The 14284-nt window shown below is 74.6% G+C and carries 15 protein-coding genes; 8 read left to right on the forward strand and 7 right to left on the reverse strand.

Annotated features, from left to right (window positions below; genetic code table 11):
* Positions 1-3: 3 nt before the first annotated feature.
* On the forward strand, positions 4-198 hold the full coding sequence (locus BKI49_RS34070) for a ferredoxin (RefSeq protein WP_028798621.1): 195 nt from the start codon (positions 4-6) through the stop codon (positions 196-198).
* 18 nt (positions 199-216) lie between these two features.
* Here BKI49_RS34070 and BKI49_RS34075 read toward each other — a convergent pair whose 3' ends face one another.
* Positions 217-720 carry a sigma-70 family RNA polymerase sigma factor family protein gene (locus BKI49_RS34075; RefSeq protein ID WP_179332672.1) on the reverse strand — a complete coding sequence of 168 codons (504 nt, stop codon included), beginning with the start codon at positions 718-720 and terminating at the stop codon, positions 217-219.
* Here BKI49_RS34075 and BKI49_RS36400 point away from each other — a divergent pair.
* Positions 712-897: a hypothetical protein gene (locus tag BKI49_RS36400; protein WP_179332673.1), complete on the forward strand. Its 186-nt coding sequence runs from the start codon at positions 712-714 to the stop codon at positions 895-897. The genes BKI49_RS34075 and BKI49_RS36400 overlap by 9 nt on opposite strands.
* A 122-nt stretch (positions 898-1019) precedes the next feature.
* Here the strand turns inward: BKI49_RS36400 and BKI49_RS34080 are convergent, their stop codons facing one another.
* Positions 1020-1637, reverse strand: a complete 618-nt coding sequence (locus BKI49_RS34080; RefSeq protein ID WP_095938178.1) for a TetR/AcrR family transcriptional regulator — start codon at positions 1635-1637, stop codon at positions 1020-1022.
* A 103-nt stretch (positions 1638-1740) separates the two neighbouring features.
* On the opposite strand from BKI49_RS34080, the gene BKI49_RS34085 reads away from it, so the two are divergent.
* A complete protein-coding gene (locus BKI49_RS34085) occupies positions 1741-2199 on the forward strand; it encodes a nuclear transport factor 2 family protein (RefSeq protein ID WP_179332674.1) in 459 nt (152 codons plus the stop codon).
* 10 nt (positions 2200-2209) lie between these two features.
* Positions 2210-2764, forward strand: coding sequence for a flavoprotein (locus BKI49_RS34090; protein ID WP_095938179.1), 555 nt, complete (start codon positions 2210-2212; stop codon positions 2762-2764).
* On the opposite strand, the gene BKI49_RS34095 is transcribed toward BKI49_RS34090, so the two are convergent.
* Both BKI49_RS34095 and BKI49_RS34100 read right to left on the reverse strand, forming a co-directional pair.
* Positions 2749-4569 (reverse strand): ArnT family glycosyltransferase, encoded by a 1821-nt coding sequence (locus tag BKI49_RS34095; protein WP_095938180.1) that lies wholly within the window; start codon positions 4567-4569, stop codon positions 2749-2751. The two genes, BKI49_RS34090 and BKI49_RS34095, sit on opposite strands and share 16 nt — an antisense overlap.
* 220 nt (positions 4570-4789) lie before the next feature.
* Positions 4790-5641 (reverse strand): endo alpha-1,4 polygalactosaminidase, encoded by an 852-nt coding sequence (locus BKI49_RS34100; protein ID WP_095938181.1) that lies wholly within the window; start codon positions 5639-5641, stop codon positions 4790-4792.
* A 295-nt stretch (positions 5642-5936) separates the two neighbouring features.
* Here BKI49_RS34100 and BKI49_RS34105 point away from each other — a divergent pair, with 295 nt between their 5' ends.
* Genes BKI49_RS34105 through BKI49_RS34115 form a run of 3 tightly spaced genes read left to right on the forward strand, consistent with a single transcriptional unit; the run spans position 5937 to position 10282 of the window.
* Complete coding sequence (locus tag BKI49_RS34105; RefSeq protein WP_095938182.1) at positions 5937-6566, forward strand: NADPH-dependent F420 reductase; 630 nt, start codon at positions 5937-5939, stop codon at positions 6564-6566.
* A gap of 21 nt (positions 6567-6587) precedes the next feature.
* Entirely contained in the window at positions 6588-7502 is a 915-nt protein-coding gene (locus BKI49_RS34110) for an alpha/beta fold hydrolase (protein ID WP_095938183.1), read from the forward strand.
* A gap of 23 nt (positions 7503-7525) precedes the next feature.
* The gene (locus BKI49_RS34115) at positions 7526-10282 is read left to right on the forward strand and encodes a helix-turn-helix transcriptional regulator (protein WP_257005065.1); all 2757 of its coding nucleotides are present in this window, start codon (positions 7526-7528) and stop codon (positions 10280-10282) included.
* A 4-nt stretch (positions 10283-10286) separates the two neighbouring features.
* On the opposite strand, the gene BKI49_RS34120 is transcribed toward BKI49_RS34115, so the two are convergent.
* Positions 10287-11129 carry a phytanoyl-CoA dioxygenase family protein gene (locus BKI49_RS34120; protein ID WP_095938185.1) on the reverse strand — a complete coding sequence of 281 codons (843 nt, stop codon included), beginning with the start codon at positions 11127-11129 and terminating at the stop codon, positions 10287-10289.
* A 64-nt stretch (positions 11130-11193) separates the two neighbouring features.
* Here BKI49_RS34120 and BKI49_RS34125 point away from each other — a divergent pair, with 64 nt between their 5' ends.
* Positions 11194-12351: an AraC family transcriptional regulator gene (locus BKI49_RS34125; protein WP_095938186.1), complete on the forward strand. Its 1158-nt coding sequence runs from the start codon at positions 11194-11196 to the stop codon at positions 12349-12351.
* On the opposite strand, the gene BKI49_RS34130 is transcribed toward BKI49_RS34125, so the two are convergent.
* Both BKI49_RS34130 and BKI49_RS34135 read right to left on the reverse strand, forming a co-directional pair.
* Complete coding sequence (locus tag BKI49_RS34130) at positions 12320-12808, reverse strand: universal stress protein (protein ID WP_095938190.1); 489 nt, start codon at positions 12806-12808, stop codon at positions 12320-12322. The two genes, BKI49_RS34125 and BKI49_RS34130, sit on opposite strands and share 32 nt — an antisense overlap.
* A 5-nt stretch (positions 12809-12813) precedes the next feature.
* Positions 12814-14034 (reverse strand): SLC13 family permease, encoded by a 1221-nt coding sequence (locus BKI49_RS34135; protein ID WP_257005066.1) that lies wholly within the window; start codon positions 14032-14034, stop codon positions 12814-12816.
* Between the last annotated feature and the right edge of the window lie 250 nt (positions 14035-14284).

Consider the following 14284-nt stretch of genomic DNA (forward strand, 5'->3'; position numbering starts at 1 on the left):
AACATCGAGATCTCGATCGACAAGAACGTGTGCATCGGCGCGGGACAGTGCGCGCTGGCCGCCCCGAACGTCTTCACGCAGGACGACGACGGATTCAGCGAGCTGCTGCCCGGTCGCGAGGACGGCGGCGGCGACCCCATGGTGCGGGAGGCGGCGCGGGCCTGCCCGGTCGGCGCCATCACGGTGACCGGGACCTGAGGGCGGACGCGCCGGCCGTCACCGCTCCAGGACGGCGAGCTCCAGGCGGCGCAGGCGTCCGGGGTCGGCGATCACCTCGTACGCCGTGATCCGTTCGTCCTCGACCCTCAGGGTGAGGGCGATGCGCAGCCGTCCGCGCGGGGCGACGACCAGTCCCACGGTTCCGTCGACCAGCGCGGTCGCCGCGTGACGCGCCCGCTCCCGCAGGAACACCGTCTCCTCGGCGACCGCCCGCGCGCCACGGACCACCGTCGCCGTGCCGGCAGGCACGGTGACGGGGTCGGCGCGGCGTACGACGTCGGGGTCGAGCACCGCGAGCAGTGCCCCGAGATCACCGCCCCGGGCGGCGGCGAGGAACGCCTCGGCCACCCGCCGGTGCCGGTCGAGCTCGGTGCCGGGCACGACCGGAGTGCCCCGCACCTTGTGGCGCGCGCGGCTCGCCGGCTTCTTGGCCGCCACCTGGGTGCGGCCCACGACGGGTGCGATCTCCTCGAACGGCACGGCGAACATGTCGTGCAGCACGAACGCGATCCGCTCGGCCGGGCCCAGCCTGTCGAGGACCACGAGCATCGCGAGCCCGACGGACTCGGTGAGCTGCGCTTCGAGCGCGGGGTCGCCCCCGTCGTCCGCCTCGCCGATCCGGTCCGCAAAGCACTGCCCGACGAACTCCTCCCGGCGCGCGGCACGGGAGCGCAGTAGGCCAGGTAGGGCGTCTGGAAGTCCAGTCCCTCGCGGGGCGCGCCCGGTTCGAGGGGCTCGCGGCGGCCTCGCTCGCGGCGGCGCGGGCGGAGGTCACGGCACTCGCCTCCTGAGCGGCACCCTCATCCCTGGCCGCCGGGCCGTGCCCCGCCGGCGGCGTCCCGCCGCCCGGCCGCCAGCAGCACGCGCGCCGCGTCCGCCGCCTGTCCCGCCGGCTCCGCGCTCCGTGTGATGCCGGCGGTCACCATGGCGCCCTCGGCCAGCAGGAAGAGCCGGCCGGTGAGCACGGAAGGGAGCCCGGCGTCGGACACGAGGCCGTCCAGGTAGTCCCTGAACGCCTCCTTGTGCGCCGTGACCCGGTCGGTGACGCCGGGGGAGGTGGGGCCCAGTTCGCCGTACGCGTTGATCCAGGCGCAGCCGCGGAAACCGGGCTCGGCGAACCACAGTCCCAGCCACTCGAAGACGGCCAGGATGCGCTCCTCGGGCTGTTCGTGGCGGTCGACGTGCTCGGCCAGCCGCCCGCGCCAGCGCAGGTCGCGCCGCTCCAGGTACGCCTCCACGAGCCGGTCCTTGGCGGGGAACAGCTGGTACAGCCGCTTGAGCGAGACCCCTGACGCGCCGCGGATGTCGTCCATGCCGACGCTCTGCACACCACGGCCGTAGAACAGCTCCTCGGCCGCGTCGAGCGCCTGTTCCCGGGCGAGGGCGAGGGCCTGGTCCCGGGCGGTCGTGCGGTCCATGCGGGGGTCTCCTTGACGTGAGAACGGTCGTTCTCTAGGTTAGCAGCCAGAGCGAGAACGGCCGTTCTCGCTCGTGATCCCGACACCGGACCGAGGAATCGCCATGACCGACCGCCCGCCCCTGCCGCCCTTCACCCGGCAGACCGCCGCCCAGAAGGTCCAGGCCGCCGAGGACGCCTGGAACACCCGGGACCCGCACAAGGTCTCGCTCGCCTACTCGGAGGACTCGGTCTGGCGCAACCGCGACACCTTCGTCACCGGCCGCGCCGAGATCGTGGAGCTGCTCACCGCGAAGTGGGCACGCGAGCGCGAGTACGCCCTGCGCAAGGACCTCTGGGCCTTCGACGGCAACCGCATCGCCGTCCGCTTCCAGTACGAGGCGTGCGACGCCGAGGGTCAGTGGTGGCGCTCCTACGGGAACGAGCTGTGGGAGTTCGACGAGCACGGCCTCATGACGCGGCGTGAGGCCAGCATCAACGACGTGCGCATCGAGGAGAAGGAACGCCGGATCCTCGGTCCGCGTCCGGAGGCGGAGCGCGGGGCGCCCTTCCCCGTTCACTAGGGTTTCCCGCGTGAGCGAACACGCGGAAAGGCCCTTCCTCTACGTCGTCGTCTGCGCGGCCGGCATCGCCGAGGACGTCGGCGACCTCATCACCACGGCACAGGAGCGGGACTGGGAGGTCGGCGTCATCGCCACCCCGCAGGGCCTCGGCTTCATCGACGCGACCGCCGTGCAGGAGCGGACCGGCCGCCCGATCCGCTCCGCCTGGCGCGCCCCCGGCGACCCGCGTCCGTTCCCGGCCCCCGACGCGGTGGCCGTCGCCCCGGCCACCTTCAACACCGTGAACAAGTGGGCCGCCGGCATATCGGACACCCTCGCCCTGGGCACCCTGTGCGAGGCGTACGGGCTCGGCGTCCCGATCGCCGTACTCCCGTGCGTGAACGAGGCGCTGGCGTCACACCCCGCCTACCGCGCGAGCGTCGAGCGGCTGCGGGGGATGGGCGTCCGCTTCGGGGACCCGTACTCCGGTGAGCTCCAACAGGACGGCGGACGCCGGGAGTTCCGCTGGGAGCGGGTGCTGGACCTGCTCACCCCCGAGAGCGCGACGGGTCAGGGCCTGCGGTAGACGGTGATCGAGTGGCCGACGTCGTCGATCGGCAGACTGGTGGCCAGCAGCGCCGCCAGCCGGTCGTCGGCCTTCGCGACCGAGGTGTCCGAGACGACGAGCAGCCCGTGCACGTCGTCCGGGTCCGCCGTGCGGGGATCGGCCGCGTGGATGCCGTACGCCGACGGCACGCCGGCACCCTTGTAGACGAGCCACACCTTCTCCCGCGGGTACCGCTCGCGCAGCCGGTCGGCGAGCCGCCCCAGGTCCTGCCCCCAGTCGACGTTCGAGTCGTGCAGGCGCAGCCGGGTCTTCGACGGCCCGCCGAACGCCTCGTTCGAGTACGGCAGATAGAAGGGGTACGTCGCCAGTGAACTGACGGCGACGAACAGCACCAGCGCCGCCGTGACCCCGTGTGCCCAGCGCCGTCCGAAGGCCACGACGCAGGCCGCCGCGACCGCGAGGAACACCGGCACGAACAGGGCGTAGCGCACCCCGAGGTCGCGGGACCCCAGCATGGCCGTGCCCAGCAGCAGCGCCGGGGGGATCAGGACGTACGGGGCCGCGGGCCGCAGCCGGGGCACCGCGATCAGCGCGGCCGCCCCGGCCGCCCACAGGGCGAGCATGCCGAGCGGCGTCTTCACCAGCAGCGCCGCCGGAAGGTAGTACCAGAGCGAACCCGCGTAGAGACGGCCGAACAGGAAGCCCTGCCAGGTCGCGTTCTCGAAGCCGAACTGCACACGCATGCCGTCCCGGTACGGCCGCGGGAACGGCAGCACGTCGACGAGCAGTGCGCGCAGGCCGTGCACCGGAGGCAGGTCCGCCGGCGCCGTCCAGCGCAGCCGCGGGTCGACCGCCAGATACGCGGCCCACACCACGGCGACGGCCACCAGCGCCGTGCCGGCCGCGCCCGCCGCGCCGAACCCCAGGAGCCGGACCCACCCGTGCCTGCCGGACGGCCCGGCCGCGCCCGCCGCGCCGAACCCCAGGAGCCGGACCCACCCGTGCCTGCCGGACGGCCCGGCCGCGGCCGGAGCGTCGACCGCCCCGCCGTCCTGCGCCGGACCGGCGGACGACGGGCCGGAGCGGCGCGCGTGCCTCACCGACAGGGCCGCCAGGAGCAGCAGCACCGGGACGGCGGGCAGCATGCTCATCTTGGTGGCCAGCGCCGCGCCCAGCGCCGCCCCCGCGAGCGGCAGATGGAGCACCGGGCGCCGCCGGGCCCGCCACAGCAGCCACACCGAGGTCAGCAGAAAGCCCGACGCGGGGACGTCGAGCGTGGCCAGCGAGCCATGCGTGATCACATCGGGCGAGAACGCGTACAGCGCCAGCGCCGTCAACCCGCCCACGGGGCCGACGAGTTCCCTGGCGAACGCCAGAACGACCAGGCCGAACAGCAGCGTCAGCACCATCACCGGCAGCCGCGCCCAGAACATCACCCGCCAGGGGTCGTTGCCCGACTCGTACAGCACATGTCGCCCGAGCTCCGTCTGATCACCCGCGAACCCCTCGTCCAGGTGCGGGTGGGCGAAGACCAGGCCGCTCGCGACGATCAGTTTGCCCAGCGGCGGGTGCTCGGGGTTGTAGCGCAGGCTGTGCTGCTGCGTGTAGACCACGGCCGTACCCACATAGACCGGCTCGTCGATCGTCGGGGTCTGCTGCACCGCCGTCGTGACCATCGCCACCGCCATCTCGGCCAGCAGCGCGACCACGGCCAGGACGAACAGCAGCCGCCGGTGCCGCCGCGGCAGCCGCCGTCGCGCGGGGAGCTCCGCACCGCTCACCGGGAGCTGCTCGTCGTGCCTGCCGGCCAGGAATGTGGACATGCCCTTGGTTACGTCCGCTCCGTACGGGCCTGCTCATCCGGGAGCACCCGGATTCGGGCGCGCACCGGTCCGCGGGCCTGCCACGACCGCCCGGACGGACGGCAGGGAGACGAGTATGCACCGCGGCCCGTCCGGGCGCGTGCGGCACGCGGTGGTTCCGCACGGGCCGTCCCGCGCGCCGGAAACCGGCGAGGAAGCAGGGCCGTCGCCCCGGACTCCGTCAGCGGGTCCTGCGCACGTAGTCCGCGCTGTCCGGAGTCGACACCAGCACATCGCGGCGCACGATGCTCAGCCGGTCACCGTAGCCCGAACGGGCCTTGCGCAGGCCGCTGTCCGTGTACTCGACGACCAGCACCCGGTCGTGGAACGCCTTCGCGTACTCCCCGCACTCGTCGTACTCGCCGCACTCCTCCGCCACCGCGAAGTCGAGCCCGGTGCGTTCCCGCACGCCCGCCAGCTCCACCGTGTTCTTCTGGCCGATGGCCAGGTTCCGGGCGTGCGCGCGGGCCGACAGCAGCGTGATGAACGCGGTCGCGTCGTCGGCGGTCAGCAGGTGGTGCGAGCGCGTGTAGCTGTCGTAGTTGTCCGGCTCGACGGCGTCGAAGCCCTTGCCGGCGCAGCCGTCGATCCACCGGCCGACCCGCTCGGCCACCCGCTCGCGCTTGGCCGGCGTACGGATGTCGAGCAGGGCCTCGTCCCAGTCCTCGTCGACGACGACCTCGCCCCGGGCGTCCCGCAGCAGCAGGTCGGCGGGCCACTGACCGCGCTCCTGAGGCTGCGCCTGGAAGGCGTTCACGTAGCAGACGTTGTAGAGGCCCGGCGCGGGGGACGCGGCACGGTCCCGGCTGACGACACGGACCCCGGCGGGCGGGGGATAGGCGCCGCCGATCTGGTAGTCGAAGCCCGCGTGCAGCGGCGGGAGTTCGACCGCGTCCTTGCCGGACCCCGCCGTCGCGGAGCCCTTCGGCGAGGCGTCGGTGTCCCCGCCCGAGCCGCAGCCGGCCAGTGCCAGGACCATCGTCAGGGCAGCCGCGGCCGCCCCCCTGACAGGGGAAACACGTGTGTCGGGCATGTCGCTCCAGCACTCGCGAGTACGACCCCGCCTCGGACGCTTCCCGCGGTCCTGGCGACTGGGGCCGGACTTGAACGGAGTCCGCTACCGGCTGGGCGCACCTCTGGTGTGCCGGGTGACACCACGGCACGTGCAGGATCAAATCGTGTGATTGCGCCCGCGTCAAGGCGGCCGATCGGAACGCGCCGGTCACCCGACGGATACCCGGCCGTGCCACCGGGGCCGATGCTGGCCGCACCTCGCGTCCGGGACGCCCCTCACCGGAACGCGGCACATCGAGGAGAGCAAGCACACCATGACCATCGGAATCATCGGTGCCGGAGCGATCGGACAGGCACTCGCCGGGCGGTTCGTCGCCGCGGGCGAGCAGGTCGTCATCAGCGACAGCCGCGGGCCGCGGTCGTTGCGGGGGCTCGTGTCCTCGACGGGGCCGGGTCTGCTGGCCGGCACCGTGGCCGAGGCGGCCGAGGAGGAGGTCGTCGTCCTCGCCGTACCGTGGCGGCGGCTGCGCGAGGCGGTGGCCGCGGCCGACGTGTCCGACTGGCAGGAACGGATCGTCATCGACACCACCAACCCGCCGGGCCGTCCGACCGGCCACTTGCCCGGCCCGCCCGGCTCCGGGTCCGACGGCCCCGGTGGCCGGACCTCCAGCGAGGTCGTCGCCGGCCTGGTGCCCGGATCCCGGCTGGTGAAGGCGTTCAACACGCTGCGGCCGGACGTCCTCGGCGCCGACCCGCGGACCCCGGCCGGACGGCGTGTGATCTTTCTCTCCGGCAACCACCCGGGCGCCAACGGCCGAGTGGCGCGGATCGCCGGGCGGGTGGGCTGGGCGGCCGTGGATCTCGGCCCATTGGCCGAGGGCGGACGGCTCCAGCAGGTCCCCGGCGGCCCGCTGGCCACCCTTCACCTCGTCATGGAGCCCTGATTCGGGGCTTATTGTCAGGACATGACCGGAGACCGTATCTCACTGGCCGTACACGACCACGGGGGCGACGGGCCGCCCCTGCTCCTGCTGCACGGCGCGGGCCGCACCCTCGCGGACTGGGCGGCCGTCGCCCCGCTGCTCACCCGCCGTCACCGGGTGCTCGCCGTCGACCTCCGCGGACACGGTCTCTCGCCCTCCGGGCCCTGGAACTTCCCCGGCGTGCTCGCCGACATCCAGGCGGTGCTGGAGAAGCACGACATCCCGGACGCGCTGCCGGTCGGCCACTCCCTCGGCGGGATGGTCGCCGTCCTGCACGCGCTGGCCCACCCGGACGCCGTACCCGGCGCGGTCAACCTCGACGGCTACGCGTGGGGCCGCCCCGACCAGTACGTGGGCCTCGACCCGGCGTACGTCGAGGAACGGCTCGCCCAGGTGCGTCAGATGGCGGAGGCCGCCTCGGCCCGCGGTCCGCTGCCGGCCGACGGACTCGCGCAGGAACTCGCCAGGCAGCGCACGATGTCCGGACAGCTCGGCATCCCCTACGACCTGCTGGAGGCGGGCGTCCGGCGTTCCGTCACCGAACGGCCGGACGGACGGCTGGAGTTGCGGCCCGTGCGCGACCGCGCACTGGAGATGCTCGCCGCGATCGAGTCGCTCGACCTGTTCGCCCTCTTCCGGCGGGTGCCCGTACCGCTGCTGCTGGGGCGCGCCCTGCGACCCGTACCGCCGGTCCCGGGCGTGGACTGGTTCGACGAGCTCATGACCGCCTACGGCCAGGGGCTCGCCAGGGATCTCGACCTCCTGGCCGCCGAGCGCCCCGGAGTGCGCGTGGCCGGCATCGACGGCACCCACGCGATGCTCCTCGAGAACCCCCGGGGGGTCGCCGACGCGGTCCTCCGCTTCACCTCCGAGACGCTCCCGGGACGTGCCGCATGACGTCGGCCGGTGACGAATAGATCATCGGGCGCGAGCCCGAACTCGGCCTGCTCACCCGCCTGGTGGAGGAGCTGGCGGCGGGCGGGACGGCGTCCGTGGCCCTCGCCGGCGCTCCGGGCGCGGGCAAGAGCGTCCTGCTGGACGCAGCCGCCCGGCTCGCCCGGCGGGCCGGCGTACGGGTGCTGCGCTGCCGCGGCAGCGAGAGCGAGTCGCAGCTCGCCTTCGCCGGACTGCACCAGCTGCTGCGGCCCGTGCTCGACCTGGCCGAGGGACTGCCGACACGCCAACGGACCGCACTGCTCGGCGTGTTCGGACTCGACGACGCCACCGGCCCGGCGTCCGATCCGATGCTGACCGCGCTCGGCGCCCTGACGCTGCTGTCCGACGCCGCCGAACGCGGTCCCCTGCTGCTCGTGGTCGACGACGCGCACTGGCTGGACGTGGGCACGCTCGACGTCCTCGCGTTCGTGGCCAGGCGGCTGGAAGGCGAACCGGTCGCCCTGCTCGTCGCCGCCCGCGACACCCTCGTCCCCGCGCAGTTCACCCGCGAGATACGCCGCGTCACGGTGGAACCGCTCGACCGCGCGGCGGCCGGACGGCTCCTGGACCGCCAGCCGCATCCACCGTCCGGCCGGGCCCGCTCCCGTGTCCTGGAACAGGCGGCGGGCGTGCCGCTGGCCCTGGTCGAACTCGCCCGGGCCGTCGGGCGCGACCCCGAGGCGGCCGAGGACGGTGCGCTGCCCCTCACCGACCGGCTGGAAGCCATCTTCGCCGCCGACCTGCCCGGACTGCCCGACAGCACACGGCAGTTGCTGCTCCTCGCCGCCGCCGCGGAGAGCGCCGAACTCCCCGCCATCCACGCGGCCGCCGGGGAGTCCGCCACCCCGGACGACTGGCTGCCCGCCGAACGCGCCGGACTCGTCCGTATCGACGACGGCCGCATACGCTTCCGGCACCCGCTGATCCGCTCCGCCGTCTACCAGGCCGCGACCTACGCCGAACGCCACACCGCCCACCGCAGGCTCGCCGACGCACTCGCGGGCGACCCGGACCGCCGCGCCTGGCACCACGCGGCCGCCGTGTCCGGAGTGGACGAGGACGCCGCCCGGGAACTGGAGGCCAGCGCGGCGCGGGCGCAGCGCCGGGGCGGTTACGCGGCCGCCGCCACTGCCCTGGAGCGCGCGGCCAGGCTCAGCCCCGACTCCGCCGTCCGCGCCCGCCGCCTGGTACGGGCCGCCACCATGGCGATGTACGCAGGACACCCCCGCTGGGTGGGGGAGATCAGCGCCCGCGTCGCCACCCTCACCGACGACCCCGAGCTGCTCGCCGAGGCCTCGCTCCGCGCGGGCTGGGCGCTCGCCGTGACCACCCAGTTCGCGGGCGCGCTGGGCTTCCTGCTGCCGGTCGCCGAAGCGGCCGCCGACACTCATCCCGGCCTCGCCCTCGACGCCCTCGGCACCGCCACCACGCCCGCGTACAACTCGGGCGCCCCCGAACACCGTGAGCGGATCCTGCGCACCCTGGAACGGGTGCCGGCCCAGCAGGACGAGACGGCCCGCCTCTGGGTCCTCGCGGGCTGCGACCCCGTACGCAACCGGCGGCGGGCCCTCGCGCTGCTCGCCGCCGGCTGGAGCGAACCCCTGCCCGAACCCGAGGCGGGCGCCGAGGTCGACGTCCCGCTGACTCGCATGGTCGTCGCGGGCGGCGCCGCCTGGGTGCTCGACGAGACCGCCGAGGCGGTGCGCCTGCTCGGCGGAGCCCTGGAACACCTGCGCCGCTCCCCGACCTCCGGGACCAACGCGACCGTCGCCCAGGCGCTCGCGCTGGCCCTGCACGAGAGCGGGGCCTGGTCGGAGTGCCGCGCGGCGCTCGACGAGGGGTACCGCACGGCGGCGGAGGCCGGACTGGAGAACGTGGCCGTCGGAGCGCCGCTGCTGCGCGCCACGCTGCTCGCGCTGAGCGGCGACACCGAGGCCGCCCGCGCCACCGTGCAGCGCGCCGTGCACGGCATCGACCTGCCGCACTGCCGCAGCCTCCAGGTGCGCGCGCACTACGCGCTGGGCGCCGCCGCGCTCGCCGAGGGCGACCACGCGGCGGCCTACGACCGCTTCCGGGCCGTCTACACCCAGGACCCGGAGCCCGCGCCCCTGCACTTCCACGCCTCCGACTACTACCTCGGCGACCTCGCGGCCGCCGCCGTACGCACGGGGCGCACCGAGGACGCGCGGCTCGTCCTCGACGCGACGCTGACGCGGCTCGCCGAGGGCGAGGTGTCCCCGCGCCTGGACGCGATCGTGCACCGGGCCCGCGCCCTGCTCGCCGAACCGGACGATGCCGAACGGCACTTCGTCGCGGCGCTGGCGGATCCGGCGGGCGACCGGTGGCCCTTCGAACGGGCCCAGGTCCGCCTCGACTACGCGGAGTGGCTGCGCCGGCGGCGCCGCGCGTCGGCGGCCCGCCCGCTGTACACGGCCGCCCTGGAGGTCTTCGAACGGCTCGGCACCCGCCCGTGGGCCGAGCGGGCCCGCGCGGAGCTGCGTGCCGCGGGCGTCACCCCCGGCACCCCGTCGGCCACGTCCCACGACGTGCTCGCCGAACTGAGTTCGCAGCAGATCCAGATCGCCCGCCTCGCGGCCGCGGGCCTGACCAACCGCGAGATCGGAGAACGCATCTTCCTGTCGCCTCGCACGGTCGGCTTCCATCTCTACCGGATCTTCCCGAAGCTCGGCATCACCGCACGGGCGCAGCTGCGGGACGCGCTGCCCGAGGAGCCGTCCTGACCGGTCAGTGCGGGCCGGGCGGCGCGAACTCGGTGCCGCAGGGCCCCGCGCCCTCGCTCTCCGGCAGGGCGACGGGGGCCCCGCTCATTGTCAGCGTCCGGTAGAAGCGGCCGATGCGTTGCGCGGAGCGGCCCGCGTAGTGGCCGATGAAGGAGCGGCGGAACCGGTCGGCGCTGCGGTTGGGGCCGGAACCGTGCACGAGGCTGCCGTTGAAGAACAGCACGTCGCCGGGGGCCATGTCGACGGGTACGGGAGCGAGGCCGGGCGGCGGCGCGACGTACTCGCGCGCGAAGGAGACCTCGGGGTCCGCCTCCTCGGGACAGAACAGGTCCATGCGGTGCGTGCCCGGCACGACCTCCAGACCGCCGTTCTCGCGGTCGATCGCGTCACAGGCGATCCAGGCCGCCACACAGGTGCCCGGTTCGACCCGCAGATAGAAGTTGTCCTGATGCAGCGCCTGGCCGCGGGCGCCGGGCGGCTTGAAGTAGAACATGCTCTGCGCGGCCAGGACCTCCTCGCCCAGCAGGGACTCCAGTACCTCGCGCAGCCGGGGGTCGAGCAGGAGGCGCAGCGCCAGGGCGCTGATGCGGTGCGGGTGCATGACGCGGGGATGGGTGTGCAGCGGGTCGGGCGGGCCGTCGCTCTCGGCGGCGCGGGGTTCGAAATGCCCCGGGACGGGTCCCTCGGCGTGCAGCGCGGTGAACTCGGCGCACAGTTCGTCGATCTCGGTGGTGGTGAACAGGCCGCGCTCCACCACGAAACCCCGCTCCGCGAACTCGGCCCCCCACCGCCGCGGCCCGGAAGCCTTCGCGGAACCCCGTACCCCGCTGTTGTCCCCGACTGTCATGCGACCGCCCCTTCCGCCCGGTGTACCAGGTGTTCCACGCTAGGTCGGTGCGCTCCACCGGAGGATGCCTGTGCGTGCTGACGAGTTGTCCGGGGCTGCCGCTCCGTCGCCGCCGCCCGGCCTGGTGACGATCGGCCTCTTCGACCAGCGCCCCGGCTACCGCGTCGACCGCCCGCGCGGCTCGGACAGCTGGCTGTTCACCTGGACCACCGGCGGACACGGTCTGCTCGAACAGGGCGCGGCCCGGACCGTGGCCGGTGCGGGGGAACTGGTGGTTCTCGGACCCGGCACCGCGCACCGCTACGCCGTCGAACCGGGCGCCGGGCACTGGGCGTTCTGGTGGGCGCACTGCCAGGCCCGCCCCGCCTGGGTGGCCCGGCTGCGGCCGTACGCGCTCACCGACGGGCTGTACGCGGTCGGACCGGAGACGGACGAGACGCGTCCCGGCGGGCCGGTCGCAGGCGGCACGGGACCAGGCGGTACGGATTCCGGTGGGCCGCACGCGGGCGGCACGCAAAGCGGTGGCACGGGACCCGGTGGCCCGGACACGTATGGGTCGGTCGCCGACGGCACGGAATTCGGCGGGCCGGACGCGGGTGGCGCGCAAACCGGTGGCCCGGTCACCGGTGGCACGGGACCCGGCGGGCCGGACGCGACAGGCGCCGGTCCGCGTCGGAGCCGTATCGAGGCTGCTTTCCGGCGGATGTTCTCCGACGCCCGCTGGACGGGGGCCGGCCCGCCGCCCGGTCCCGCGTGGCCGGACGCCGGCGCGGTCGCGGTGGCGCACGGCACCGCCGCACGGGAGCTGACGCTCTGTTCGCTGGAGGAGATCGTGCTGCTCGCCACGGCGCGGGCCGAGCACCGCGGCCCCGGCGTCGACGCGCGGATCCGGCACGCCGAGTCCCTGATCGCGGCCGACCCGAGCGTGCCGCACACCGTACGGTCGCTGGCCGCGGCGGTCTCCCTCTCACCGTCCCGCTTCGCGCACCTGTTCACGGAGCAACTCGGCCGGTCTCCGATGCGGGCGCTGCGCGACGCGCGGCTGCTGCACGCGGCCCGGCTCCTCGAAGTCACCGAACTGCCCGTGGGACGCGTGGCCGCGACCTCCGGCTTCACCAGCGCCTTCCACTTCAACCGTGTCTTCCGGCAGCGCTACGGCATGCCGCCGGGCGCCTACCGGAACGCGGCGGTCACGGGTGCGGGGGAGGCGGCGGCAACGTAGCGACGTCCGGCGGCGATTCGGGCCACACCAGCAGCACCGGGCAGGGCGCGTGGTCGACGACGAACCGTCCGGCCGGTCCCAGACTGCGCGGGCCGAGGTGCGCCCGGTCGCCGTCACGGGCCAGCACCAGCAGGTCGGCGCCCTCGGCGACGGCCACGACCTCCCGTTCGGCGCGCCCGGCGCGTTCCAGCCTCGTGGCCGGGCGGTCCAGCCGCCGCGCCGCCGCGTCGAGGAGCCGCGCGGCCGAGGTGGTGCCCAGCGTCTCCATCCGGTCGCCCGGGTCGGGCTCGGAGCGCGCGCGGCCGAGCAGTCCGGCGAACGCGCCGTGCGCCAGACCGGGCACGTCGGGTTCCGAGACGTGCAGCAGGACCACCTCGGCGGCGCCGGGCACATGCCCGCGCACGGCGTCCACGCACGCCGGCCACGTCCCCTCGACCAGCCAGACGACCACCCGCATGCTCATCAGCCTCCGACGACCTGGAGAGACAACCACAGTGCCAGTACGGCGGGGACCAGCGCCGCGGGCACGGCGATCAGCCCCAGCCGGGTGAACTCCTTGAGATCGACTCCGTGTTCGTGCTGGTGCACGATACGCCGCCACAACAGCGTCGCGAGGGAACCCGCGTAGGTCAGGTTCGGCCCGATGTTGACGCCGAGGAGGACGGCCAGCACGGCGCCGGGGCCGGACGCCGCGGTCAGCGGCAGCAGGACGAGGACCGCGGGCAGATTGTTGATCAGGTTGGCCAGCACGGCGGCGAGCGCGGCGATGCCGAGCAGGGCGGGCAGGTCGCTGCCGTCCGGCAGGAGCCGCCCCAGCGCGTCGGCCAGCCCGTTGTCGACGACGGCCCGGACGACGACGCCCAGGGCGAGGACGAAGGCGAGGAACGACGGCGCCGCGGCCTTCACGACGGTCAGCGGGGTGGCCCGGCGCCGCGCGAGCGCGCGCCCGGCCAGCACCAGCGCGCCCGCCGCCGCGGACCAGGCCGGGTCGATGCCGAGCGCGGAGGCGGCGACGAAGCCCGCCAGGGTGCAGCCCACGGTGACCAGGGCGAACACGGGGACCTCCGGCGGCTCCTCGGCACTCGGCTCGGGTGCCGCCGCGCCCAGGTCGTGGGCGAAGAAGCGCCGGAAGACCACGTACTCGGCGCCGATCGCGACCAGCCAGGGCAGGACCATCAGCGCGGCGAACCGGGTGAAGCTGAGGCCGCTGGTGGTGAACGCGAGCAGATTGGTGAGGTTGGAGACCGGCAGGAGCAGCGAGGCCGTGTTCGACAGGTGGGTGCAGGCGTACACGTGCGGCTTGGGGCGGGCTCCCATCCGGGCCGCCGTCGCGAACACGACCGGGGTGAGCAGCACGATGGTCGCGTCGAGACTGAGCACGGCCGTGATGGCGGAGGCGAGCGCGAAGACGGCGGTCAGCAACCGCCCCGGACGGGCCTTCGCCCAGCGCGCCATCCAGGCGCCGCAGGCCCGGAAGAGCCCCTCGTCGTCGCAGAACCGGGCCAGCACGAGGACCGCCGCCAGGAAGCCGATCACCGGCCCGAGATGCGCGGCCTCGGCGCGGACGTGGTCCAGGGGGATCGCGCCCGTGACGACCACCAGTGCCGCGGCCGGCACCGCCACCACCGCCTCGGGCCAGCCGAACGGCCGGACCACCGCGCAGACGAGGACGACGACGAGCAGGGCGACGGAGAGGGCCTCGGCGAACGGGCTGCCGAGGGGGGCGGAGAGGGCCTGGGCGAGCGGGGTGCCGACGGCGGCGGGGCCGCCCGGGCCGAGCGGGCTGTTCAGAGTTCGGTCCTCCGAGGATGGTCGTGGCGCCCCACCATCACATCAAACGCCCGGTGACCCGCCCCGCTGCGCCGTCACTCCTCGCCGAGCAGCGTCAGCTCCGCCCAGATGGTCTTGCCCTCCGGCGTGTGCCGACTGCCCC

This window comes from Streptomyces sp. Tue6028, from assembly GCF_002300165.1.
In the GTDB taxonomy this organism is placed as follows: domain Bacteria; phylum Actinomycetota; class Actinomycetes; order Streptomycetales; family Streptomycetaceae; genus Streptomyces; species Streptomyces siamensis.